We start from the raw sequence: 26,694 nt of genomic DNA, 5'->3' as shown, positions 1-26,694 counted from the left end.
GACCCCACCCCCCTCGACAACAGCGAATTCGCCTCCTCCCTCACCGACACAGCCTACCGCGCCACCACAGGCGACGCATTCGGTAAATACGACCTGCTCACCACCATCCTCCACGAAACCGGACACCTACTAGGTATCATCTCCGGCAACCCCGGCTTCGACCGCTACATCCAAACCCTCAACAACACCAAAACCTTCATAGCCAACAACATCACCGCCACCCTCACAAGAGACGGCAGCCACCTTGACTCCAAGGTACACCCCTACGACCTGATGAACAACACCCTGTCCCCAGGCGTGCGTAAACTACCATCATGGCTCAACCTGCAAATGATCAACGCCATCCGTAGCAGAGATGGGGGGATGGGGAGATGGGGAGATGGGGGGAATACCCTGCAAGCACCGCTAACAGCAATACTCCTAGCAGACATCACCAACGGCAACTTCTCCGAAACTGACACCAGCAAACCCGAATATGGCTGGACAACACGCGGCGCAGCCACCATCCTCAATTCTGCCGCCGTCCTCACCGAAGACTCGCCATTTAACAGCAACTTCACCCAATCCTTCATTATCCCCCAACACGCCAAATACCTACAATTCACCATCCTTGACACCCACCTAGGAACCAACTCCTTCGCCCCCAGCGACGCTTTTGAAGTCGCCCTCCTCGATGCCCGCACCCTCACCCCCCTACTCGGCACATCAAGCGGACTCACCCAAACCGACTCCCTCCTCAACCTCCAGCAATCTGGTAATTCATACTTCAGCGATAAAGTCAAGATAGTAGGTGCAAACACCTCCGGCGACAAAATAGCCCTCAACACACCGCGCACCGTCAAAATCGACATCAGCAGCATCACCCCTGGAACCGCCGCCACTCTGTACTTCGACCTCCTGGGCTTCGGTGCCAAAGATGCGAAAATCATCATCGATAACGTCATGCTGCTTGACGATAACCTCATTACCCCCATCGCCAACTCCGACACCGCCACCACCAACCAAGCACAACCTGTAGCCATCAACGTCCTAGCTAATGACAGCAATGCAGAAGGCACCGTACAACTAGGCGCAGCCCCAAATAACGGTAGCATCATTATTAACAATGACCGCACCCTCACCTACACCCCCAACAACACCTTCGTCGGCACAGACACCTTCACCTACATCATCCTTGACAATAACGCCATCTCAAACGAAGCCACAGTCACCATCACCGTCAACAACATCGCCCCCACCATCGACAGCATTACAGTAGAATCAGATATTAGAGAAGGTACAAACGCCACATTCAGCGCGATCGCCTCTGACCCTGGTAATGACCTCACCTACACCTGGAACTTTGGCGATGATACCAACCCTGTCACCGGACATACTACCTCTGCCAAGTTGTGTGATATATTCTCAATCAGCAAGCGTATTCTGACGCTTTAAAAAAATATTCCATTGCTTTGTCAGCAGAGGAAGTAGTCCCAATGAAACAAGTTTCACCACCAAGTATGTAAGTAATACCATTTTGAAAGAAGAACGCGACAGATGGGTAGGGGCACGGCATCCACATTACAAGTGTCCATACGTGTCAACTTAACACCAAACCCGCTTTGTGCAAAGGTTTTGCCCTCACCCCCAGCCCCTCTCCCTCAGGGAGAAGGGAGCAAGAGATTCAATTCCCCTTCTCCTCCAGGGAGAAGGGGTTAGGGGATGAGGGCGCGAGTTCCCTACTTACAAGACAGCTATTCACACCAAGTTTTGGCACAAACCTTGCCATAAAAATTTGTCTTTCCCATGCGCTATGCCCAATGCCCTATGCCCATCTATTGTGGTAATAGTGTGGCAAACTGTTTTTCTAGAGCTTTGGCATCTTGCTGAATACTAGCAAATACCTGTTGTGACGTGGCATCGGGGCTTACGTCTTCAATTCCTTGTTCGATTGCTTGCAGTGTAGAAAGTGCGATTTGGCTGGGTGGAACTTTATCTAAGGGTACCTGTTTACCCATATCCGTATCTACTGGCCCGGGAAATACGCCTACGACTAAGGTTCCTTGTGCGGCTAGTTCAGCGCGTACCCCTTGGGTGAGGGAATGTAATGCAGCTTTGGAAGCGCTGTAGGAACCAAACATTGGCATATTTATTACAGATGCAATGGAAAGTATATTGGCGATCGCACCACCACCATTTTGTTTGAGAATTGGTGCAAAGGCCCGAATCATGTAGAGTGAGCCAAAGTAGTTAGTTTCCATTTCCCAACGTGCCATTTCTACGCTGTTGGATTTGAAAAATCCACCTCCACTACCTACACCTGCATTGTTAATTAGTAAATTCACATCCTGGGCTAATTCGGCTACTTGGGCAATTTGCTCGAGATTGGTAATATCTAACTCTAGGGGAATAATGCTTGTGGAGCTAATAGCAACAATTTCTTTGAGAGAATCAATGTTGCGCGCCGTTGCATAGATTCGGGAAGCGCCTGCATCAGATAAGGCTTTGACAAAAGCTTCACCAATCCCACGATTAGCACCCGTAACTAGAACAACTGAATTTTTAATATCCATAAATTTACGCTTAATGTTGAATTAAATAGATTAAGACTAGAAAGTGAGAATATCAATACCAAATAACCATCTCCAGAACACCACCAGCAGCAATTCTTTCATCTGAAGCGCGCACACCAAGCAGGATTAACATTTGCGGCAAAATTACTATGTTGCTTGTCGCCTTTGAGTCCTAATCTGAGGAAATTTTAGCCAGGAATCAGGAATGGGTGAACTGGGATTTGTAGTCAGTTGTTGCCATCAACTGAATAGGGTAATAGCCTACATTATCCGAGAATGGGGATGATTGTCGGTGATGTAGCTAGAGGTAATTACTAGAGATGAAAAGAGATTGGTTAATTATGGATAAACAAATTTTAAGTTTGGCGATCGCAGTACCAACAATTTTACTCAGTGCATTGCCTAGCTTGGCTAATCCGGTGAAATTGAATCAAGTGGAAATTCAGAATTTGCCAATAACATCAGTAAACCCCAGCGAAAACCCAGTTCCAGTTGAAGGCGCAACCACAAATCCTATCGATAATGTGATTGTACCAGGGCCGAATGGTGTCCAACCCAAGGGGCCAAAGGGGCCTAGACCGCCACGGCGAGATGAGTTTTTCAATATTAATAATGTTTTGTCTCAGCCTGGTGCAAATGTTAACCCAGCAGTTGTCAATCAAAATCAATCTACACCTGGTTACTAATAAGTAGGTCGGTGAAATTAAAGATAACTGGCTGAGGCTGTCATTGGTCATTGGTCATTGGTCATTGGTAAGGATTTCAAGCCTATTTGCGTTTCTTAACATAGTTTGGTTTATTTCCACTGACTTATACCAATTCAAATAATGTTTGCGACAGATAAATTCCATGTAGGGGCACGGCATCCACAATCTTTTGGTATATTCAAATATCTTACAGGTGCCGTGCCCCCACCTATCTGTCGCGTTCTTTTTTCAAAATGGTATTACTTAGTCCACCACGCAAATTATGATAGGTCATAGATCCCCGACTTTTAAAAAAAGTCGGGGATATAAACACGCGTAACCATGCCAATGCAAATATGGCATCCTAATGTGGACATAAATCATATTTTTCTTGGTGGCTGAGTTGCGAGTTAGTTGTTAAATAATCATGTAATAAAGTACAACTGCGGTTCAGTAGAGAATGCAGATTGAGGGTTTGCAGTTCTGCGTTGTCTAAACGCCAGATTTTGACTGTACCATCGAAGCTGGCGGAGGCTAAAAATTGATGATTAGGGCTGAAGCTGAGGCTTAAAACTGCATCATGATGGCCGAGAAAAGTTTTCCATTGTGTACCTGTACTTGTCCAGATTTTTACAGTTTTATCGCTACTGGCGGAGGCGATAAATTTACCGTTGGGACTAAAACTTACGCCCCAGACTGCATCATTATGGCCGTTGAGAGTTTGGCGTAATACTCCATCTTGTACCCGCCAAAGTTTGATGGTTTTATCGCTACTGGCTGATGCTAGGGTTTGGCTGTCGGGGCTGAAAGCTAGGGCGTTGATGGGGTTTGTATGTCCTGTGAGGGTGTGAAGTAATTGCCAATCTTTGACTCTCCAGAGTTTAATGGTGTTGTCTCTACCTGCGGAAGCAAGAGTTTGTCCGTCTGGGCTGAAGGTGACGCTGAGAACTTCGTCACTGTGGCTGGTGAGGGTGGTAATTAATGTTTGTTTGGTAAAATTCCAAATTTTTACGGTTTTATCTGCACTGGCGGATGCGAGAATTGGCTGTTGGGGATGAAAGCTGAGGCTATTGACTGACTGTTGATGACTTTGGAGAGTTTTAATCATATAACCGTCACGCGTACGCCAGAGTTTAATAAAATGATCGCTGCTGGCGGATGCTAAAATTTCACCGTCGGGACTGAAGGCGAGGTTGTAAATTGGGGCGCTATGACCGTAAATAGAGGTAGCGTATCCTTGCAAAGTTTGGCTGACAGTCCCAGTATCTAGTCGCCAAATTTTGATATTGGTATTTTCCCCGGCGGAAGCTAAGGTTTTGCCGTTGGGGTGGAAGCTGACGCTGTAAACTTGACCTTGACTGGTAGAGAGAGTTTTCCATAAAGTATTGTCTACTTGCCAAAGTCTCACGGTTTTGTCAGCACCAGCAGAAACTAGGGTTTGGCTGTCGGGTGTGAAGCTGACTCCATAAACGGCGATGGTGTGTCCGAGGATGGTTTGGCGTAAGGTTGCGTCGCTTGTGTTCCAGAGTTTGATGCTACTGTCTGTACTGCTGGAGGCGAGAATTTTTCCATCAGGGCTAAACTGCACATTTAAAACCTCAGCTTCGTGGGCTGCTATGGTATGAATTAATGTCCCGTCTTTGCGCCAGAGTTTAACGGTTTTATCTTCACTGGCTGAGGCGAAGGTTTCCCCATCAGGGCTGAAAGTGACGCTGGTAACTGCGGCTTGATGGGCTGAGATGGTTTTGAAGACTGAAGCGTCAGTGGTGCGTGACAGTGTGACTTTACCATCTTTAGTAGCGATCGCTAGTAGTTGACCATCAAGGCTGAGGCTGACGCTGTTTACCCAAGTGTTACCTAGGGGAAATATTCTCACTAATTTACCATCATTAACATTCCATAATCTCGCCGTACCATCAGCACTACCAGTGGCGATGATTTGCCCATTTTTTGCCCAAGATAAGCTGAGAATTTCTGCTTGATGTCCTGGGAAAGTTTGGAGTATTTTACCATCACTAACTCGCCAGATTTTAACAGTTTTATCAAAGCTACCAGAGGCTAAAGTTTTACCGTCTGGGCTAAAACTAAGAGTGCGAATAGCCCCATGATGTCCATTGAGGACTCGTAATTTTGTCCCGTCGCGTTTCCACAAAATAATTGTTTGGTCGTAACTACCGGAAGCGATTGTTTGCCCATCCGAACTAACACTAACAGTCAAAACTTCGGCGTTATGTCCTTGGAAACGATTGCGTTCTTGGGAACTAGAAATTGTTTGTTGTAAGGTGTTAAAAGTTTGAGTTTGGATATCTGCTGGTGCGCCAATAGTATTGTTTAGTTGTTTAGCAGCTTTGACGCTAGCTAAGAGGGCTTCTAGTTGTTGATGCGATAAAAGATTGGCTTTGGTAGAGGCATTTAAAGCTTCAATTTCTCTTAATTGGGCTGCTTGAGATTTCCAATAAGCTAAACCGCCAAAACTTACCGCAGCAATACCCAAAATACTCAAAGCAACTACAGCCCTTTGTGCTTGTTTGAGTCGATTTTTTTCTTGGATTTGTTGCTGTTTACGTGCGGCTAAACAAGCGCTGATAAAGTCTTGGACATCTGCGGCTAATTCGTCAGTCCATTTAATATAAATGTCTTCCGCTTCTGCTAGCCTGACTCCTTGTAATAGAAAATCTGTTTGTTTGCCGCTTTGCTGCCATAATTGACAAGCATGGGTAATTTGTCTTTGTTTACGCAGGCGATCGCGATTTTCTTCTAACCACCAGCGTAGGGTTGACCAATGGCGAATTAAAATTTCGTGGGCGACTTCAATTGTGATTGGGGAATGGGTAATAGGAAATGAGGCGTTGATGTTTGTACCTTTGTTTCCCTGGGGTTCTTTTGTTGTTTCTGCTTCTATATTTACTACTACTAACTTTGCAGTTGTCAGGGCATTTAAAGTTTTTTCTACCAGGTTGACTGGGTATTTTTTAACAATTAAATCTGATTTATAGATGCGTCTTCTGGTGTCTTCCTTTCCTTCTCCCAACTGAGTTAAAGATAAGAAAATCCACTTAGCACATTCTTGTGCTTCTGGTGGTAAACTTTCGTATACAGACTGACACGCTCGCTCTAATGCTCCTTTAATTCCTCCTAGTTGTTCTTGATAAGTTTGCAAGGTTAATTTACCATCGGTGCGATGTTGCCATAATTGTTCTAGGACAAATTCTAATAATGGTAAATCACCAACAGATTGATTTAATTCTCGTAAAAGGACTTCGACTAATTCAGGTTCAACTTTTAATCCTACTTGGGCGGCTGGGTTGAGAATGACGCGACGATAGTCGTCTAAACTCAGTTTAGGGGGAACCAGCACACTCGCTATCTGCAAAGCTGAAGCTAAGGGGGGAAATTCTAAACAGCGAGCGATAAAATCTGCCCGTAAGGTGATAATTAATTTAAAGCGATCGCTTGCATACTCCACAGCCCCTAATAATAGTTGCAAAAATAAGTCTCTGTCTGGTGCAGGTGCAAGGGTAAACAATTCTTCAAATTGATCTACCACTAACACCGTCATCGGTTGTGGGAGAGTACGCAGCCAGTAAACAAAGCCTTCTATCCCTTGGTGGAGTATTCCTTCCATGACGAGGTGAGAAGAATGCTGAATTTCATTCCCTGTTCCCCATTCCCCAAGTTTAGCCAAGGCTTGGAGAGGATTTGCACCGGGACGAATGGTTTTAATTAACCACTGTTCGCTATTGGGAATTTGTTTACCTTGGCGGAGTTGGGGAATTAACCCAGCTTGAACTACAGAGGATTTCCCGCTACCAGAAGCACCGATGACGGCTAAAAAAGCGCGATCGCGTAGGTGATGAATGAGTTGCTGAGTGACATTTTCTCTACCGTAAAAATATGCAGAATCAGCTTCCACAAAGGCATTTAAACCCATGTAAGGACAGACACCCAAATCTAAGCCTACTGTTTGTTGTTTGGGGTGAATGTCAGTGTTGGCGGTGAGGATTTCGATGATTCCTTGAGTACCAGATAACCAGACATGGAGAGGAGTTTGGCTATCGGCTAAAGATAATTGTAACTGAGCGATCGCCCCAGCCGCAGATAAGCCTTCTGGCTTGGCTGCACTGGTTAAAATATCTAAGAATTTTTGTGCGAAGTATTCTGGTGCTGCTTTGGGTGAGGTGTAGCCGATTAAACATTGTCCGTGATGGGAGTCGATTTGCAACTCTTCTAACCAATCGCCTAGGGATGTGCTTCCCACAGGACAATCAAAGATAATTACTTGTTGGCTGGGACATTGGCATAATAGTTGCTTGAAAGAAGAACGTTTAATGCGGGTATCTTCTCCCAGCAATAACCACTCGCCAGCTTCCGTTTCTTCAATGCGTCCCCGCAGATATAACAGGGTGAGTTCGGCTTGGGGCTGTTGCAAGTGATGGGCGATCGCTGCTTTAATATTTTCTGCCGATGCTTTACTTGCTGGCAGATACTCTACAGTAAAATCTCCCGTATTGCCCAAAAATTTACTAATATCTAATGTAATCTGGCTATTTCCTAACCCCTCAACTACAATTCCTAAACGCCGGTGTAAACCCGAGTCGCTGTTTTGACGTTTCCCTAAAATTAATTCCCCCACTCCCTCAACAATGCGCTTCGGTGTTTGTAAAGGATATTCGCTATAAAGTTTAGTTTCTCCTTTACCTCTTTTTTGCTGATTAATTAAGCGTAATTGTTGGTTAGTTTTATCAATATATTGTAGAGTTTGATGATATACGTAACGATATAAACTATCAACAGAAATTAAACCTTGATTATTTGCCGCTTCCCCTTGCAAACCCCGCATTAAATAATAAGTAAATACGCCATGCCCCAATTCGGCAAACTCCCAAGATTGTTGGTCATTGTCACAGGAAAGTAAAGCGTAAAAGCCTTTACTTTTAGCGGCTTTTTGTTGTAATATTTCTACTAATTTTGGGGTAGGATTTAGAAAATTCTCTCTGACTGCACCTCTCAGAGTCATTCCCCCACTATGGCAAGCATCAAGCCAGACTAACTGATGCTGCACACCACCTTTAGCTAATAGCTGTAATAATTCTTGTAAGGCTAATCCAGTATTTACTAAATCAGATTTTTGCGTATCTCCTAAACATAAAAATACCTCTTGACTTTGGTCATCTACAATTCCATGACCAGAGAAATAAAATAGAATAGTATCGCCGGGTGCAGCAGCAGATGTTATTTCCTGGAGACTGTGACGAATATTAGCTAAAGATGGTAAATCTACAGCGAAATCGTGATAAATTCTGAGATTTTTTTGCGCGAATTGTGAGGTAGCCTCAGTCAAAGCCTCGGCTAACCCTTGACAATCTATAGCTGAATAATTGAGATTGGGTAATTGAGCTTCTTGATATTGATTTACCCCCACTAACATTAACCACAACTTGGGGCTATTGTTGTCTTGATTTTGAACTTTCCGTCCGGTAGAAATCCCAATTGGTGGCATATTAGGCGACAGTAGCTAAAGAAGGAATAGCAGCAGGTAGTTTAATTTTATCAATATCAACTTTTGCTAGTTTGAGAATTAATAATTCCCGCTTGTTATTAACGATATTCAATATGTTCTAATGTTCCGCGCTCAGAGACCATTTATAAAGTAAATCTTAAGTAGGGGAGCCACTGCGTTCATACCTGTCAACTTAAGCTAAAAGCTATATACGGCGCGTGTTGTACAAATACCTCGCCCTCATCCCCTAACCCCTTCTCCCGCAGGAGAAGGGGAACTAAATCTCTTGCTCCCCTCTCCTGGTGGGCTACGGTGTACACACAAATCGGAGTTATTTTGAGATCCGGGTTTTACCCCCCTTAATCCCCAGGGCTGTTTCATTCCCTAAAACACGTAAAATAGCAAGTGTTGAGGGGAAAAAATATGGGTGCAGATCTGATTGAACAATTAAAGCAAGTGGAAGATTTTAGAACGACTGATGGACGAAGACATCCACTGTGGCTGGTGTTGCTATTTGTCATAATGGGAACAATGAATGGATACGTGGGATATCGGGGATGGGGGGATTTCGTCAAAAGGCATAGTCGAGTATTAATAAATAAATTTGGCATTCAAAAACATGGGGTTCCCTCATATTCAACAATCCGACGTATAGTCATGGGAGTGGATTTCGATAAACTGGCTCATAAATTTAATGAATGGGCAAAAAATTATGTGGATTTAGAGGTATCACAATGGTGTGCTATAGACGGCAAAAGTATTAAGGGTACAGTACAAAACTATAGTTCATCTCATCAGAATTTTGTGAGCATAGTATCAGTATTTGCTGGAAAAAAAGGGCTGGTTATCGGGATGGAGAAATTTGAGAACCAGCATAAAAGCGAAATTCAAGTTGTACAAGAGTTAGTCACAGCATTGGGTCTAGAAGGTGTGGTCTTGAGCTTTGATTCCTTACATTGTCAAAAAAAACTTGTCAAATAATTATCGAGGGCGGTAATGATTATGTCATTGCTGTTAAAGATAATCAGCCCAAACTACATAGTCATATTCAACGTATTGCTGCTACAAAAAAACCTACTTCTCGTATAGTTGAGACCGAAAAAACTAGAGATAGATGTACAACACGTACTGTAGAAGTCTTTCATGATATCAATGGAATTGACCCGTTATGGACTGGAATAAAATCTTTAGTCAGGGTCGAAAGAATTGGTACGAGAAAGGGTAAGAAATATCATGAAATTGTTTGTTATATTAGCAGTCTGATCGCCAGCGCCAAGGAATTTGCTCTCGGTATTCGTGGTCATTGGGGTATCGAAAACTGCCTTCACTGGGTGAAAGACGTTGTTTTCAAAGAGGATTGTTCTACAATCCGTCTTGGCAACGCTCCTGCTAATCTTTCCATTATCAGAGCGATCGCACTCAATATTCTTCGTCGCAATGGTTATCATTCCATCACAATTGCTCACAGATTTCTCTCTCATGATATTGACAAACTCCTTCATCTTGTGGAATGAAACAGCCCTGCCCTTGCCAAGGGGGGAAACAAGAAAATCTAGTTCCCTCACGCCACTTGCTACAACGGGGGGAACCCCCGCAACGCAGTGGCTCCCCTTTGCAAGGGGAGGGTTAGGGTGGGGTAATTCGAGGAATGGTAGTGATGCGATAACTGGTGTGTACACCTTAGCCTAGTGGGAGAGGGGCTGGGGGTGAGGGCAGAACGTTGTCGCCAAGCGGGTTTCCCGCGTTGTAGCAAGTAGGGTGTGTTACGGCTATGAAAGAATTTCGGACACAGAGACAATGATATTTAGCCGTAACGCACCACCGCGTGGATGATGCGTTAGGCGCTAGGATAGTTCTTTTGTGACAAATCATATTGGAAACCAGCGCCTAACGCATCCTACGATAATTTTATTTTTACTTGATAAATAACCTCTAAGAGACTATTTATCAAGTAATCAATCCCAAGTTAGAGATATATTATCTTTTATGGTAGAAGATTTTTAAATTTTAATTTACTACAGTAATTGATTATCTCACTCAAGTTTTTTGAGAAACATATCTTTCGATTAAAAGATACTATAATTTATGCCTTTAGAATCATCATCTAGCGACTTGACACAAACGCCTAAAACAATTGATATAGATGGACAGCGCCCAGTTGATCCCAGTAATATTGAAATTAAGGAAACGCTGAATATAGATGGGCAGCGTCCAATTGTTAAGTCTGAAAATTATTCTGACAAAACAATTGATATAGATGGACAACGCCCGATTGGTAAGAGTGATTTTCCAGAGCATGAGATGTTAACATTAGATGGCAAAAGGCCAATTGACCCTAATGATTTAGAGGTAGAAAAAATTCTGGAGATAGACGGACAACGTCCGATTGCTAAGAATAATTTTCAAGTTCAAGATACTCTAGAAATAGATGGTAGCCGCCCAATTTCAGAGAACACTGTTGAAACGCAAATGCCAACTGGGTATATGGACTAATATCATTTGTGATGTGGGTAAAAGTTTACGAACCATCCTTGATTAAATTTAAAATAGGAAATCACAATACTGAATTTATAGTAGCGATATGGTGTGAATCTTATACTATACGCACTAAAAATTCTCTTGCTGAATGCGATCTCATTAGACATTTCAACTTTTTCCATCCCCGTGAGGGGTAAAAGATTTAATCTGCGATCGCAAAGTTTAGATCAGATCCCCGATTTCTTAAAGAAGTCGGGGATCTAGTTTCCATATCCTTTAGGGGCGATGCGAGCAGAAAGTTGTTGATTTAGGTAGTAAAAAAATCCTTATCGCAGTTTCCATCCCCTTTCGGGGCGGTGTGATTGGAAAGGAGAAATTAAATTGTTTTACCCTGATGAATACCAGCGTTTCCATCCCCTTTCGGGGCGATGTGATTGGAAAGTCTTTATCTGTGCTACTAACTTCATGTGGAAATTATGGGTTTCCATCCCCTTTCGGGGCGATGTGATTGGAAAGTCAAAGGAATTTTAGTTTACAAAACTGAAAACAAGTTTCCATCCCCTTTCGGGGCGATGTGATTGGAAAGAAAAGAACCTCAAAAAGGACAAAAAAATGCTTAATTTCGTTTCCATCCCCTTTCGGGGCGATGTGATTGGAAAGAGTTCACTTCTGGAAACCTTACTAGGAGAGGGTTTGAGACCCCCTAATCGACGCATCTCTGAAAAATCATCAAAAATTTTCTCAAAAGCATCGATTTTGCAGCCTGAAAACCTTACTGTATAAGGCATCGACGCATCTCAACGGATTTATGCGGTTTTCAAGGTTCGGGCGAGATGCGTCGATGAGCGACGCACGCTATTTTTAAGATATAACTTTTTCCCTGTATAAGTCAAATTTATTACATAATGTTTACAGAAATCGCAGGGGTTTTGAGCGATCGCATCTGCAAGTAAAGATTGTTAGAGGCTTGATAGGCGATGTCTACACGCAATTTTGAACCAACAGAGGAAATGTGCGATCGCCTGCTTGGGTACGTGAACAAAATGCGATCACTAGTCAACAAACCGAACACTTTGTTTAACAAGGTGAACGCTTTCTTTAACAAACCGAACACTTTGTTTAACAAGGCGAACGCTTTCTTTAACAAACCGAACACTTTGTTTAACAAGGTGAACACTTTCTTTAACAAGGTGAACACTTTCTTTAACAAACCAAACACTTTGTTTAACAAGGTGAACACTTTCTTTAACAAGATAAATTATTTTACGGTAATTACCGAACTGAATAATTAAATTTTTTCTGAAAAAATGCTTGATTTTGGCTATTTTTACTGAACCGACTCCTCGTATGTTTGAGAGACGCTATAAGCATAAAGTTAAGTAAAAGGTATGCATTGATGCCTCGCCTCAAAAAAACTTCTTCCGTACTCGAAAAAATAGAACAGCAGACAATCGGGTTTCAATCGATTGATCCCAACCTCGATTTTGGTGATGCCGTCAGTTTGCAGCATTTGACTGACTTATCTAGCGAACTACGCGACGAACTCAAGCAATATAATAAGTTGTTAAACACCCTCGATTCGGCAAAGGAAAAAATAGAAGCCCTAGAAAAGAATATGCGCGAAACTTCAGAACGCCTAGTTAGTGGTGTAGCGTCGAAATATGGCAAAGATAGCCGAGAATATGAACTAGCAGGTGCCGTAAAAAAAAGCGATCGCGCTCGTAAAGCCACCATCACGCGGTTAAAATCAAGCGCAGATGCCAAAGCCGCTGCTACAGAGACAGCGTAACAATTCAAAATTCAAAATTAAAGACCTTTTCAGACGGGGATCTAAAGGATTTCCAAGAAATAAAGGAGAAGGGGAACTAAATCTCTTGCTCCCCTCTCCCTGAGGGCTACCGTGTATACACATCTTGGTTTGGGAATCAAATTGACGCACAAGAACGAAAATTTATTTTTTAAATCCTTGATTTTCCGTTAAATGCTTATCAATAAGTTAGGACTATTGACAATCTAATTGATAATCTCAAAACCTTACCTACTAAGGCTTGCATCTTATGCGGCAAGGATTTTAGGACTTGTGTATACACCGTAGCTCCCTGAGGGAGAGGGGCTGGGGGTGAGGGCGAAACCTTGCAACCAAGCGGGTGTCAACTTAAGCTAAAAGCTATATAGGGCGGGCGTTGTACAAATACCTCGCGCCCTCATCCCCTAACCCCTTCTCCCGCAGGAGAAGGGGAACTAAATCTCTTGCTCCCCTCTCCCTGTGGGCTATCCATTAGTCACATCTTTCTTAACAAAGCTGAAAGCCATTTATAGGAGTAATTTCACGTTGAGGATTCTTAGCTGTGGTTGACAGAGTGAGAAAAATATGTATCCATATGGATTGTTGTTGACATACCCTTGCGGATTTTGTTGATTTGGCTAGTGGGTTAGCCGGGCTAATTTCCAAGTAGCAGCGATATCATGTAATCGTCGCAATCCACGCCAAATAGTCTTAACTCCAGGTTCGCCATCGCTTTTGCGCCCTAAAAAACCACCGAGAGTGGCAATCATACGTACAGCTTCTCTAAGAGTTGGTGGCTTTTGAGGTGGAATCGGATTTTTAGTAAAATGTACGCATAACGACTGCCATTCAAATATCTCTAAAACAGTTTCACAACTAATATCTGGATTATGTCTGGCTTCGTAAGTGAGCCATAATAAACGCCAAGCGACAATTGAATATGTAGCTAATGCCATATTGATTCGCTTTGCAGTTTCGAGTTGTAATTCTTCGATTTGACAACCGCTTTTTAAAGCATAGTGGTAGCGTTCAATTAACCAACGATAGGTATACCATTTGACGCAACGTATGGCGGCGGAAAAATTCTTAATTTCTAGGGTCGTTAATAATAGCCAACTAATCGGGCTAACACCTACTGGTGGATTTTTTTCTTCTGCTAAAATCACCTGTAATTTTACTGGTTTAAGTTGTGAACGTGCTATGTGATGCCGTGGTACATCTACTTCAAATGTTGCATATTTAATGATTAGTTTTGCAGTTCTAGCTGCCGCTTCTGGATTACGTTTTACTTCTACTAATAATGTTCCCCCTACTGAGGTAGCACGGATTGCTTGATGTAAATACTTGGCTGTGTGATTGACTTTTCTATTGTGGGTTCCCCGGATGAGTAAATGTGAATTTCTCGGGCGTTGTTTCCGAAATAAGTCAAATATATCAGCTTCGGAATCTCCCATAGTGACAACTGTTGTTTCTGTGGGCACAAACTCTTGTGTTCTCTCTAATCCATCTAACCATCTTTGACTTTCTTTTTCTTGTATTTGTCGTTGACGGCGTTTTTTCGCTATTCCTAAATCTTCTATATCTCTTGTCCAAACTTGTTGATTAATGATTCCCAGTGGTACTCCGTTTGTACTGGCTGCAAACGCTGTATGTACTTTTAATCCCAAGCTTTTTCTATGATCTAGATAACCAATTCCTCTTGTCGCTGGATGTTTTGTCAAATCTATATTTGTTGTATCCTGAATCATCAACACTGTCTCATGTTCTTTGATTCTAGAGACTGTACTTTTGATATGGGCATTCCTAATATCATCTGCTTCAAAGTATGGTGAATTCCAAAAATCATACGCTGCTGTGGTTGCTGCTACATTTCCACAAGCTTGCGGTATGCTCGCACTAGGTTGTGCTGCTAAATCTTCCACTATCCTTATTAAACGTTTATTTCTTCTTGCATCTCCTAAGTCTGCTTGTCTCAATTCTTCTGATGCCCACTTTTCCATCTTCCATTACCCGTTTTTACTTCCCATGACAAAACTATACCTACTCAGCTTTCTAGCTATTTTTAAGTAAATTGTAGTTTTGTTGAGAAAGATCCGGGTAATGGATAGCCTCGTGGGAGAGGGGCACAGGGTGAGGGTAAAACCTTGCAACCAAGAGGGTTTCACGTTAAGTTGACACCAATGGTGGATGCCGTGCCCCTACATTTTCATAAAAAAACAGTCAAAACTAAAAGGCAGGTGGTAGACTAAACCTTTTACTTTTGACTGAGTGCTAACCTTTGTTGTGTTAGGGGACGTTTTACCCTACGTCATCGTGGGCAAATCTGTTAAAGAGGAAGTCTAGGGCATAGTTCCGCAGCTTGTAATATTGTGGATCTTCCATGATGCGGGCGCGATCGCGTGGACGCGCAAAGGGTATTTCCATAACTTCCCCAATCTTTGCGTGTGGGCCATTGGTCATCATTACCAATTTGTCTGCTAAAAACAGTGCTTCATCAATATCATGGGTAATCATCAGCACTGTGCAGCGATTATCACCCCAAATCTTCAGTAATTCTTCTTGTAATTCTTCTTTGGTAATTGCGTCTAATGCCCCAAAAGGTTCGTCTAAAATCAGCACTTTGGGACGAATCGCCAATGCACGAGCAATAGAAACCCGCTGTCTCATACCCCCAGACATCTGCATTGGTTTCTTTTCCATTGCATCAGCTAGTCCTACCATTGCCAAATGTTCGCGGACAATTGCTCTTTTTTCCTGTTCTGGTTTTTCGGGGTAAACTGCGTTGACAGCGAGATAAATATTTTCAAAAGCTGTGCGCCAGGGAAGTAGAGCATAGTTTTGGAAAACTACCATCCTGTCTGGGCCTGGTTTGGTGATGGGTTGTCCTTCTAGCAATACTTGTCCAGAGGTGGGGAAGTTAAACCCAGACACCATATTTAGTAGAGTTGATTTGCCACAGCCAGAGTGACCAATTACACAAATAAACTCACCTTTTTCTACGTTGAGGTTAACGCCATCAAGTACAGTGAAGGGGCCTTTTTTGGTGGGGTAAACTTTAGAAACATCTTTAATTTCTAGGAAAGGCTGACGGGTGCTAATTCCACCTGCATATCCTGTTCTTTGTGCATCTCTGGGGTTTTCAGCTAGTCTTAAGTTGCGGTTTTGCATAGGGATGGAGAAAGGGTGAAGGGTGAGAAATTTAAGGTGTTGCTTAGGGGAAATTAGGAATTTGTTTTACGCAGAAGCGCAGAGACAGAGAGAATAAAAGAGGGCGATTAGGTTTTTGGTATTCTCTAATGAGCTTCTGAGCCTCATTCACGAGCTTCTGAGCTTCATTAATGAACTTCCGAGCCTCATTCACGAGCTTCCGAGCCTCATTAATGAACTTCCGAGCCTCATTCACGAGCTTCCGAGCTTCATTAATGAACTTCCGAGCCTCATTAATGAACTTTCGAGCCTCATTAATGAACTTCTGAGCCTCATTAATGAACTTTCGAGCCTCATTAATGAACTTCTGAGCCTCATTAATGAACTTCCGAGCTTCATTAATGAACTTCCGAGCCTCATTAATGAACTTCTGAGCCTCTCAAACCTGGAAAAATGAGGGCTGAGGATGCCCTCAAACGTTAAACACTGGGAAAATTATTTTGAATTTTGAATTTTGCGGAAAGTCTGAGCGGAGGTTTCCTCCGATCAGAACTTTCCAAGAGAGAATTTTGAATTCTCCCTACGCTGCTGTTCTTCTTGGTGCATCAAGGATGACTTCAGCAATGGAGAAGTCACGCTTAATCTGCAAGGTGTTGAGATAGGAGATAGGATCGTCGGCGTTAAAGGGAGTCCCATCAAATAGCTGAATCGGTTGGCGAGTATAGCTAATATCTAAACCTAATTCTCTAGCTGCGGTACTGAAGACGCGGACTCGACAAACTCTTTCTACAACTTCTACCCAGTTTCTCGGGAAAGGTGTATCACCCCACCGCGCTAGTTGACTCATGATCCAAATTTGTTCGGTACGGCTGGGGCGGTTGATTGCCGACTCGGAATAAAATTGGTGATGGGCGTAATCCCGTAGTGGATGGTCTAAGTCACAAGTTAAATTATCAGGATCTTCGAGTTGAATATACTCTACATCGGTGCTGACATATTCACGCCCGGCTGTAATCCTTCTAATTTCCTCGGCATTTTTGGGATCTGCACAGAAAACGCAAGCTTCTAGTAAGGCTTTGGTTAAAGCAATGTGGGTATTGGGATAAGCTTCCGCCCAATCTTCCCGCACACCCAGAACTTTACCGGGGTGTCCTAGCCAAACTTCTAAGTCTGTCGCTACGGTGAAGCCAACACCTTCAACAGCAGCGCGGTAGTTCCAAGGTTCACCCACACAGTAACCGTCAATACTGCCATTTTGTAAGTCGGCTACCATCTGCGCTGGGGGAATGGTGGACATATCCACATCAATATCGGGGTCAACTCCCCCAGATGCTAGCCAGTAACGTAGCAGCAAGTTGTGCATGGATGCGGGATGCACTACGCCCATTGTGTGGCGTTGTTCGCGGGTACGTAGGAGATATTTTTTGAAGTCTGATAAGCTTTGTACACCTTGGTCGTAAAAGCGCTTCGCTAAAGTAATAGCGTTACCGTTACGAGTCATAGTCAGAGAACTCACCACAGGTAACGGTTGGTTTTTACGTCCGCCCAATGTTAACCACATTGGCATACCCGAAGGCATTTGAGCAGCATCTAAATAACCACCAGCAATCCCATCTTCAATCCCACGCCAGCTGGTTTCCCGCACTAAGTTGACTTCATCTAAACCATGCTTGGCAAAAAAGCCTTTTTCTTTGGCAATAGCTAGGGGGGCGCAAGCAGTGAGGGGTAAGAAGCCAATTTCTAAGTTAACTTTTTCTAAGCCATGACGGGAAATATTCGCAGTTTTCCGCGCCCGAATTTTCTTAATACGTTTTTGCTGGTTGAGGAAGTAAATCATCTCACTCCGCAGACGGTAGTAGCTGGGATGTTCTACTACTTCCATGCGCTTGCGGGGTCTGGGAATATCTACTTCTAAGATGTCACCAATTTTCGATTCGGGGCCATTGGTCAACATCACAATTCTGTCAGATAGCAATACTGCTTCATCTACGTCATGGGTAACCATTACCGCAGTGACTTGATTTTCTTCGCAGATTTGCATTAATTGTTCTTGCAAGTTCCCCCTGGTTAATGCATCCAACGCACCAAAGGGTTCATCTAGTAATAATAACTTAGGACGAATTGCCAAAGCCCGCGCGATCGCTACCCGTTGTTTTTGTCCCCCAGATAACATTCCTGGCTGTTTATCAGCATGGGGACGCAAACCCACCATATCTATATGTTTCTCGACAACGGCTTTGCGTTCCGCAGCCGGCATTCCCTTCATTACTGAATCTACAGCCAAGGCGATATTTTCTCTAACTGTCCGCCAAGGTAGTAAAGAATAATTTTGGAATACCACCATCCGGTCTGGCCCTGGTCTGGTGATTCTTTGTCCTTCTAAAGTCACCACACCGTCAGATGGTAAATCTAAACCTGCAATCATATTTAACAGAGTAGATTTACCACAACCGGAGTGACCAATTAAAGAAACAAACTCACCTTTTTTAATTTGTAAGTCAATTCCTTTGAGAGCAATATACTGACCACCACCAGTTAACTCAAAAACCTTATCAATTTGATCAACAGCAACGAATACGCTCATTTGTTATTTGTCCTTTGGTAATTGTTATTTGGTGTTTGGTGTTTGGTGTTTGGTAATTGGTAGTTGTATTCATTACCAATTACCAATTACCCATTACCCATTACCTAATTACTATTTCTGTTCTGCTGGTAAAATCAGGTTTTGCACCCAAGCCATTAATTTATCGAGCAGGAGACCAACAACACCGATATAAACTAGAGCTAAAATTACTTCGCTGACGTTGTTGTTTTGATAAGCATCCCAGATGAAGAAGCCAATTCCCACAATACCGGACATGACGATTTCTGCCGCGATAATCGCTAACCAAGCCAAACCAATCGCAATTCTTAAACCTGTGAAAATGTAGGGTAAAGCAGCAGGAATTAAGATATTGGTGAAGTATTCTTTGCGGCTCAATTGCAGAACTTTAGCTACGTTGTTGTAATCTTGGGGAATTTGAGTTACACCCACAGCAGTGTTAATTAATATCGGCCAAATTGCAGTGATGAAGATTACGAATAAAGCTGCTGGTTCGTTTTGGCGTAATGCTGCTAAGGAAATTGGTACCCAAGCTAGAGGAGGTACAGTCCGTAATAGTTGGAAGATGGGGTCTAAAGCTTTAGACATTGTTTTATTCACCCCAATCAAAATACCCAAAGCAATACCAACAATTGCCGCTAGTGTATAACTAATTGCAACCCGTTGGAGACTTGCCCAAATCTGCCAAAAAAGACCTTTATCTGTGCCACCCTTATCGTAGAAAGGATACAAAATCAATATCCAAGTATCTGTAATTACTTGAATTGGCCCTGGTAATGTTGCGCCAGGAGTTAAAGCAAATAGTTGCCACACAACCAGAAAGACAATAATTGCGATCGCTGGCGGTACAATATTGGGAAATTGCTTTTGCAGACGGGATATAAAGCTGTTATCTAACCTAGGACTTGCAGGGCGCTTTTGGGCAATAGTCATAAACTTTGATCTCCTCTTAATTGGGTATTTGGCGTTTGGTATTTGGTGTTTGGTGTTTTTTAGTTGTTATTGGTAATTAAGAAAATTCACCAATAAATTTTGACTTACAGACGCGATTAATCGCGTCTCTACAACTCTAGATGCTCACTTTTTTAATCTTGAGGCTCTTGAGATATTCTTCTGGTTTTTCGGGGTCAAACTTGGCACCATCAAAAAATTCTTCCACACCACGAGATGTATTTGTAGGAATATCAGCCGCCGCAATTCCTAATTCTTTCGCAGCTTCCTTCCAAATATCTTCGCGGTTAACTTTATTGATTAATTCTTTGGCTTTTGCACCATTATTGGCAATGTAATCTTTGGGTAAGAATCCCCAGCGCACGTTTTCTGTGATAAACCATAAATCGTGGCTCTTGTAGGGATAAGAAACGCTACCTTTTTCATCTTTCCAGTAATAAGCAGCCATTGATTTATCATCAATTTTGCGGCCATCACCCATATCATATTTACCTTGATATGGGTCTGCCAAAATTGCTGCTGAGGGCAGGTTGAAATAATTTCTGCCAGCGAGAATTTGTGCGGCTTCTTTGCGGTTATCAAAGTTATCTAACCACTGCTGCGCTTCCATAACACCTTTGAGTATGGCTTTGGTAGCTTTGGGATGTTTGTCTACCCAATCAGCCCGCATCGCCAAGTATTCTTCTGGATGATTCTTCCAAATCTCTGCGGTTAATGCAGCCATGTAACCAATTTTGTCGTTGACAAGGCGGAAAGGCCAGGGGTCGCCGGTACTGAATGCATCCATTGTTCCGGTTTTCATGTTGGCGACAGTTTGCGCCGCAGGTACGGTAAGCAACTTCACATCTGCATCAGGGTCTATTCCACCGGCTGCTAACCAGTAACGAATCCACAAATCTTGGTTAACGTGGGGGAAGGTAAAAGCAGCAGTGAAGGGTGTAGAGGATTTGAGTTCTTTAAATAAGGACTTCGCACCAGCCAATTGCAGACTTACACCTTTACCTAGGTGCTTATTGGCGATCGCAATTCCATTCCCATGTGTAATTAATTGACACAACACATACATGGGAATTTTTTGATTTCCCTTGGTAATTAAGCCTTCTGTAATTAAATGAGGCATTGGCATTTGCCATTGACCACCATCAATCCCACCACCAGCAGAACCAATTTCCAAATTATCTCTGGCTGCACCCCAAGAAGCTTGTTTGGCAAGTTCTACGTTTATGCCATACTTTGCAAACAAGCCTTTTTCTTTGGCAATAATTAGCGGTGCGGATTCCACAATGGGAATATATCCCAGCTTGACTGTAGCAGTTTCTGGCTTTTGTTCGGGACTAATATTAGCTACTTGCTGTGCTGTTGGTTGTGCTGTGCCACCACCACCAGCGCTTTCAGGAGGATTGCCTAAACAGCCTTTCAGGAATACAGCACCCGCAGAAGCTCCGGCTGTTAAGATAAATTTACGGCGAGAAAACTGATTCAGAAATTCTGTCATAGGGTCTCCTTAAAAGTGCAGTTTAAGTTTTTTTGTATGGCAATTAAGACAAGAAAATAAACTATTTCTTGCACGTCTTAATTGTTAATTTGTTTGTTTTTGGGTACACAGATTTTCGTCATTCCTCAAAGAAATGGCGATTGCAACTACTGTGTATATAAGAAAAAATTGGGGATTGGATAGACTAGAATCTGGGCAACCGGGGAACCATCACTTAACTTGTTAAAATTAGTTTACAGGTATAAAGGTCTAAATGGTTAACTCTAAATCAAAAGTATTAAATAAATATTAGATTGGTTATATAAGTAAAATTTTATCTATCTGCCCTATAGCTGCCGCAAAGTTCTAATATATCAATTCAAATTTATAGATTTTATTGTTTATAAGCTATGAATGCACATTTTTAGCATGGTTACATTGCATTCTCAATCATCATTTACGCAAATTTTTTATAGAAACCATTGTATGAATCTATGATGAGCAATGTGATTCATTAGCTTATCTAAAGTCACAGAACAGGCGACAGGTTTTTTTATATGCTGCTTCAGCAGAGGGTCTCGAAAACCAAGCTTATGGGAAATTCAGTGCTTGCGAGGCAAGTTGATATATTTCGCTACATATAATGATTAATGATTGAGATTTAGCGAAAATATATAATTATCATCAATTAAAATCTATGATTAATTTTCAGTTGTTGTAAATGCCATCAGTTCTGTTGACTAAAGCACTTTGTACTTAGAACTTGAGTACTAGATTTTTGAGAAGTTACAGCAGATGACAACTTAGTTAAGCAGCCCAGTATTCTCCTTTGAGGGACGCAACACCCGTAAAACAGGTTCCTCAGCGCGTTGATTGAGAATCACGTTGGCGACACATCAATATATTATTCAGGGCACAACATAATTGTGCCCCTACGCATCTGTCGCATTCTTGGTTGACATTGCTAGTAGTTGTTTAGTTGGAAGTTCCTTACTTCCTTACTCAACACTAGAAATAAATAATGTAGATAGTGCAGCGTAACCAAAAAAGAAAATCATGGTGGTCAGCATATATAGCTCCTTGTATAACTTCCGTTCTATGTGATAATTGATGCTACTAATATATGACTTATAGTCAGTACTAACATCTGCTCACAAGACTATTCTTACAGTATCTTTTGGTCAAAAATTGTTCAAATTTGACAGAGGAAATTATACCTAGAGAATTACTTGCAATACATTAGGTTTTTTTCACCTTTGTTTTCTCTGCAACACGGATTTACTGCTTACCCAAGCAGTACGATGGCAAGCCATCAAAGGCAACTGTACGATAGATATTTTTGTAGTTCTATTGATTGGCAGATGAACATCGGAATAATCGAGCCTTACAGTAGCGGATTTTTGGAAGTTTTACCAGAGGGTGAAAGTAGCGACTATTGGCACATTGCAGCGATACACATCAATGGCAAAGCTTTTTGCCCTAGCCCTAAGCTTTATCGGTCAGAACGGGTGGCATTAGCCAAAGCTGCACAATTATATGATTGGATAGCCGAGCATGAGCAAGAAATTAGTGAGGGGGATTGCTACTGCTCAACTTTGAAGCTGATGCTGTGGTATCAACCCAAAGCCTCATAGCTATCCAGCATCAAGCAGAGCTATTTAGTAAGTGCGATCGCCTTTATTTTAACGCTACATGAATCAACCTCTGGTGCGATCGCCTAGATGACTTTTGACACGCAACTATCACTAGCATTCAATCGTCTAGTAGTCTGCCAAAGTCTTTTTGACAGGCGGGGGAAAGGGTAAGGGGAAAAGGGTAAAGCCTTTAAACCCTTCCCCTTTGACCTTTTCCCTTTCCCCAATCGACACCTGTCAATATTTGTGTGTTGAACTATTAGAGAGATGCAATCTAGCCGTAACAAGATGTTGCGTGTCTTTGCTGATCATATTCAAGTCATTAAAATTAAACTGATCAAAGGATTAGGGTAGACAAGTGAGAAAAATTTGGCTGCTGGGTTTGACAACAGTGAGTTTTGGGATACCGCTATTATTTAAGTTGCATTCTTCTATATCGGTAGTACCAACCGTTCCACCCTCACCACCAAAAACCATCCGCTACGAGCAGCGTACCCTACCGCAAAGTATAGTTCATATCCTGTCAATTCCCACTGATAGCCAATTTGTTGTCACTCCAGCAATATCGCCCAAGGTGGCGACTGTCCAACAATTTGCCCAGCAGTATCAAGCCAAGGCAATCTTGAATGCAGGCTTTTTTGATCCAGTTAACCAAAAATCTACATCTTATGTAGTTATTTCTGGTCGTGAAGTAGGCAATCCCAAAGACAATGAACGGTTGGTGAATAATCCCAGCTTAAAACCCTACTTCAGTAAAATTTTCAATCGCGCAGAATTTCGCCGCTATCAATGCGGGGATACTGTCACTTACGATATTGTCTTGCACAATGAATCACCCTTAGCTGGCTGTCAGTTACTCGATGCTGTAGGTGGTGGCCCAGGACTCTTACCAGAAATCACTTCAGAACAAGAAGGCTTTGTGGATAAAAGCAATGGACGAGATGCAATTGGTACTAATCAACCTAGTTCTAGAAGCGCTGTAGGGATTACAGATGATGGCAATATTGTTTTGCTGATGGTAGCTCAAAAGCCAAACGTCCGTCTGGCTAAATCTGGGATGACCTTATCAGAATTGGCAGATTTCATGAAAACCCTTGGTGTAAAAAAAGCCATGAACCTAGATGGCGGGAGTTCGTCTTCACTTTATTACAATGGCAAAACTGTTTACGGGAAACTAAATATTGTCAGAAAGCCTATTCAGCGACCTGTGAAGTCGGTTTTATTGGTTCAGGAGAATTAGAGGACTTTAACAGTCTTGTCTAACTTCGTGATGAAAAATAACATTTTTTTTATAAATATTGAAAAATTAATAATTTAAATTAATGCTATAAGCAGATTTTATATCTTCTATGCTGATTAAGTTATGAATGGTAAATTATTGCTAGACATTTAAGGGTTTGAGTCTAGCTTCTCCTTAAGGATGCTCGTATTCATTATGAAAGGATGAAAATGCTTTTTCCTAAATACCTAGTTAAGCTGATTAGTATTGAGAAAAACAATATTTCTCTAACTAATTAGCGAGAATAAAAACACTTGTAACTGTAGAGGGCGAACGATGGGACTCGAACCCACGGATGGTGGTACCACAAACCACTGCCTTAACCACTTGGCTACGCTCGCCATTAACTATCTGAGTATAGCACTCTTTTTGCTATTTAGTCCAGAAAATTTTTATTTTCGGAACGGACTCAGTTTATTTCCAGTCTCATGACTAAAACAAATCATAGCTGATAAAACATGAAATCCACAACAATTATTGCATATTTAGCAGCTGCAGGACTAGCCGCATTGGGCATAGCAATGGCAAGCACAAATCCTAACCAGACGCAATATGAAGATTATGCATCAGAGAGGTTGTCACAATATTTAAAAACGGATGTTTGTAAGAAAACACAAGGAATATTGCAAAATTTAATCAATTTCAATTGTGAGAAAACGGTAGATTCTTTTAACCCTCAAATGCGGGGAATTATTGCGGGAACTACAGAACGGCAAGATTTTCTGCTTTTTAGCATTTACCGTACAAATTTAAAACTAAATTCAGTTATACCTTCTTACAGTTTTCAGACAGTGGGAGCATTTAACAGCTTTTATACTTATTCTGCACAGCAGCAATAACCCCCTAGAGGGGAATTCAAAATTCAAAATTCAAAATTCAAAATTCAAAATGAATTACCCTACTAATGAATCTGCTTGTACTTAATTAATGTTGCAAAAGCCAAAAGAAGCAGCGATTTGGAGGCTTCCGGCTGGGGATAGTGGCTCATCTCCCTCTTAAGTAGGGAAGAAGCAGGTATGAGTTGGGAATAATGCATAATGTAGACCCAGGCAAAGCTCTACTTTGTAATGAAACTCTGTCCTAACATTGGCTGTTTGTATGCTTATAATTCTGACACAGCAAGGTTTTGTACCAAATGTGGTAAACCACTATTGCTTAAAGACCGCTATCACTTACTGCAATTGATTGGACGTGGTGGTTTTGGCATCACCTTTTTAGCTGTAGACGAACACCATCCAGAAAAAACCAAGTACGTTATTAAACAATTTTGTTTTCCAGAAAACAACGGGAAAGGCTTTGAGAAGGCTGTGGAATTATTTCGCCAGGAAGCAGTGCGCCTGAGTGAGTTGCAGCATCCGCAAATCCCCCAATTGTTGGATTATTTTGAACATGAAAATCAACTTTACTTGGTGGAAGAATGGATTGCAGGACAAACGCTAGCACAGGAATTGCAACAGCAAGGGGTTTTTAGCGAAACCCAAATTTGGGAACTGCTGAAAGACTTATTACCAGTGTTGCAATTTATCCATGTCCGACAAGTGATCCACCGTGATATTAAGCCAGAAAATATCATGCGTAGAGCATCGCTGGCGGGAAAGGGTAAGGATTTAGTGTTGATTGACTTCGGAGTCGCCAAACAGATTACAGCCACAGCTTTGCTCCATACTGGTACTACGGTAGGAAGCCCAGGTTATATGGCTCCTGAACAAATGCGAGGTAAAGCATTACCAGCTAGTGACCTTTATAGCTTAGGCGTGAGTTGTATTCACTTATTAACGGGAATTTCTCCCTTTGATTTATTTGATGACACAAGCGATCGCTGGGTGTGGCGCGATTATGTACCCAATAAAGGTAAAATCAACACTCGTCTGGGTAATATTCTCGATAAACTGCTGCAAAATGCCCTTCCCCAACGCTATAAATTTGCTGCAGAAGCTTTGCAGGCGCTTAATTCGGCTATAAAACTTGATTCTTCTCCAGCTATAGTGAAAAAGCCAGATTACGGCTTAAATTCTGAGGTAGGAGTTGATTATCATCAATTACGCGACTTATTAGCAGCAAAACAATGGCAATCTGCCGATAAACTAACTTGGGTATTAATGTGTGAAGCACTCAACAAGCCCAGTAGTAGTTATCTTTTTACTAGTGATATTGAGAATTTGCCTTGTGAGGATTTACAAATAATTGACGAATTGTGGCTGAAGTACAGCAAAGGACGTTTTGGTTTCAGCGTTCAGAAGCAAATTTACGAAAGCGTTGATGGTGACTATGGTAAATTTTGCGCGAATATTGGCTGGAATCTACCCCGCGCCACTTCTCCTATTCTGCTGCAGCAATTATATTTTCATTTGTCTGCACCTATGGGACATCTCCCCTCTCACATTTGGGCTGGCGGTACTCAAGTAGGGCGACAGATTAGTGCGTTAGTTGAAAAATTGGGGAGGTGTTAGGGATTGGGGGGATTGGGGACTGGGGACTGGGGACTGGGGATTAGGGATTGGGGATTAGGGATGAGGGGGATGAGGGAGATGAGGGAGATGAGGGGACAAAGGGAGAATAGCAATTACCCATTACCCATTACCCATTACCCATTACCAAATGACAA

General features: G+C 42.3%; 16 protein-coding genes, 1 tRNA gene, 1 pseudogene and 1 CRISPR repeat array. Of the genes and pseudogenes, 9 read left to right on the top strand and 9 right to left on the bottom strand.

Annotated elements, in window-relative coordinates:
- Window positions 1-273 precede the first annotated feature (273 nt).
- Window positions 274-1,434 (top strand): Ig-like domain-containing protein, encoded by a 1,161-nt coding sequence (locus AACU25_RS36910; RefSeq protein ID WP_096576045.1) that lies wholly within the window; start codon window positions 274-276, stop codon window positions 1,432-1,434.
- A 380-nt stretch (window positions 1,435-1,814) separates the two neighbouring features.
- Here AACU25_RS36910 and AACU25_RS12520 read toward each other — a convergent pair whose 3' ends face one another.
- The gene (locus AACU25_RS12520) at window positions 1,815-2,552 is read right to left on the bottom strand and encodes an SDR family oxidoreductase (RefSeq protein WP_096576043.1); all 738 of its coding nucleotides are present in this window, start codon (window positions 2,550-2,552) and stop codon (window positions 1,815-1,817) included.
- A 341-nt stretch (window positions 2,553-2,893) separates the two neighbouring features.
- Between AACU25_RS12520 and AACU25_RS12515 the strand changes: the two genes are divergently transcribed.
- Entirely contained in the window at window positions 2,894-3,238 is a 345-nt protein-coding gene (locus tag AACU25_RS12515; RefSeq protein WP_190446087.1) for a hypothetical protein, read from the top strand.
- A gap of 364 nt (window positions 3,239-3,602) precedes the next feature.
- Here AACU25_RS12515 and AACU25_RS12510 read toward each other — a convergent pair whose 3' ends face one another.
- Complete coding sequence (locus AACU25_RS12510) at window positions 3,603-8,738, bottom strand: nSTAND1 domain-containing NTPase (RefSeq protein WP_096576039.1); 5,136 nt, start codon at window positions 8,736-8,738, stop codon at window positions 3,603-3,605.
- A 453-nt stretch (window positions 8,739-9,191) separates the two neighbouring features.
- Here AACU25_RS12510 and AACU25_RS36905 point away from each other — a divergent pair.
- Together AACU25_RS36905 and AACU25_RS12495 are read left to right on the top strand one after the other, a co-directional pair.
- Window positions 9,192-10,252, top strand: a pseudogene (locus tag AACU25_RS36905) (ISAs1 family transposase); the annotation flags it as partial.
- A gap of 571 nt (window positions 10,253-10,823) precedes the next feature.
- Window positions 10,824-11,231 carry a hypothetical protein gene (locus tag AACU25_RS12495; RefSeq protein ID WP_096576037.1) on the top strand — a complete coding sequence of 136 codons (408 nt, stop codon included), beginning with the start codon at window positions 10,824-10,826 and terminating at the stop codon, window positions 11,229-11,231.
- A 248-nt stretch (window positions 11,232-11,479) separates the two neighbouring features.
- Window positions 11,480-11,876: direct repeats of the CRISPR family, unit length 36 nt; unit sequence GTTTCCATCCCCTTTCGGGGCGATGTGATTGGAAAG.
- A gap of 238 nt (window positions 11,877-12,114) precedes the next feature.
- Here the strand turns inward: AACU25_RS12495 and AACU25_RS12490 are convergent.
- Window positions 12,115-12,300: a hypothetical protein gene (locus tag AACU25_RS12490; protein ID WP_339382019.1), complete on the bottom strand. Its 186-nt coding sequence runs from the start codon at window positions 12,298-12,300 to the stop codon at window positions 12,115-12,117.
- 312 nt (window positions 12,301-12,612) lie between these two features.
- Between AACU25_RS12490 and AACU25_RS12485 the strand changes: the two genes are divergently transcribed.
- Window positions 12,613-13,005 carry a hypothetical protein gene (locus AACU25_RS12485; protein ID WP_096576032.1) on the top strand — a complete coding sequence of 131 codons (393 nt, stop codon included), beginning with the start codon at window positions 12,613-12,615 and terminating at the stop codon, window positions 13,003-13,005.
- Window positions 13,006-13,640: 635 nt separating this feature from the next.
- Here AACU25_RS12485 and AACU25_RS12480 read toward each other — a convergent pair.
- From AACU25_RS12480 to AACU25_RS12460, 5 genes are all read right to left on the bottom strand, one after another.
- Window positions 13,641-15,002, bottom strand: a complete 1,362-nt coding sequence (locus tag AACU25_RS12480) for an IS4 family transposase (protein ID WP_096576029.1) — start codon at window positions 15,000-15,002, stop codon at window positions 13,641-13,643.
- Between the two features lie 298 nt (window positions 15,003-15,300).
- On the bottom strand, window positions 15,301-16,170 hold the full coding sequence (locus AACU25_RS12475) for a nitrate ABC transporter ATP-binding protein (protein WP_190446104.1): 870 nt from the start codon (window positions 16,168-16,170) through the stop codon (window positions 15,301-15,303).
- Between the two features lie 559 nt (window positions 16,171-16,729).
- Window positions 16,730-18,733 carry an ABC transporter ATP-binding/substrate-binding protein gene (locus tag AACU25_RS12470; protein WP_096576024.1) on the bottom strand — a complete coding sequence of 668 codons (2,004 nt, stop codon included), beginning with the start codon at window positions 18,731-18,733 and terminating at the stop codon, window positions 16,730-16,732.
- Window positions 18,734-18,844: 111 nt separating this feature from the next.
- Window positions 18,845-19,684, bottom strand: a complete 840-nt coding sequence (gene ntrB / locus AACU25_RS12465; protein ID WP_096576022.1) for a nitrate ABC transporter permease — start codon at window positions 19,682-19,684, stop codon at window positions 18,845-18,847.
- Between the two features lie 136 nt (window positions 19,685-19,820).
- Window positions 19,821-21,197, bottom strand: coding sequence for a CmpA/NrtA family ABC transporter substrate-binding protein (locus AACU25_RS12460; protein ID WP_096576019.1), 1,377 nt, complete (start codon window positions 21,195-21,197; stop codon window positions 19,821-19,823).
- Window positions 21,198-22,537: 1,340 nt separating this feature from the next.
- Here AACU25_RS12460 and AACU25_RS12455 point away from each other — a divergent pair.
- Together AACU25_RS12455 and AACU25_RS12450 are read left to right on the top strand one after the other, a co-directional pair.
- Window positions 22,538-22,810, top strand: a complete 273-nt coding sequence (locus AACU25_RS12455; RefSeq protein WP_045869735.1) for a hypothetical protein — start codon at window positions 22,538-22,540, stop codon at window positions 22,808-22,810.
- 358 nt (window positions 22,811-23,168) lie between these two features.
- Window positions 23,169-24,050 carry a phosphodiester glycosidase family protein gene (locus AACU25_RS12450; protein ID WP_096576016.1) on the top strand — a complete coding sequence of 294 codons (882 nt, stop codon included), beginning with the start codon at window positions 23,169-23,171 and terminating at the stop codon, window positions 24,048-24,050.
- A 307-nt stretch (window positions 24,051-24,357) separates the two neighbouring features.
- Here AACU25_RS12450 and AACU25_RS12445 read toward each other — a convergent pair.
- Window positions 24,358-24,430: transfer RNA gene (locus tag AACU25_RS12445), tRNA-His, on the bottom strand.
- A gap of 117 nt (window positions 24,431-24,547) precedes the next feature.
- On the opposite strand from AACU25_RS12445, the gene AACU25_RS12440 reads away from it, so the two are divergent.
- A complete protein-coding gene (locus AACU25_RS12440; protein ID WP_096576014.1) occupies window positions 24,548-24,928 on the top strand; it encodes a DUF4359 domain-containing protein in 381 nt (126 codons plus the stop codon).
- Between the two features lie 228 nt (window positions 24,929-25,156).
- Window positions 25,157-26,539 (top strand): serine/threonine-protein kinase, encoded by a 1,383-nt coding sequence (locus AACU25_RS12435; RefSeq protein ID WP_096576011.1) that lies wholly within the window; start codon window positions 25,157-25,159, stop codon window positions 26,537-26,539.
- The last annotated feature ends 155 nt before the right edge of the window (window positions 26,540-26,694 follow it).

This window comes from Tolypothrix tenuis PCC 7101, from assembly GCF_963874875.1.
Lineage (GTDB): Bacteria > Cyanobacteriota > Cyanobacteriia > Cyanobacteriales > Nostocaceae > Aulosira > Aulosira tenue.
The sequence above is the reverse complement of the archived record's forward strand: the minus strand, read 5'-3'. Positions and strand labels throughout refer to the sequence as shown.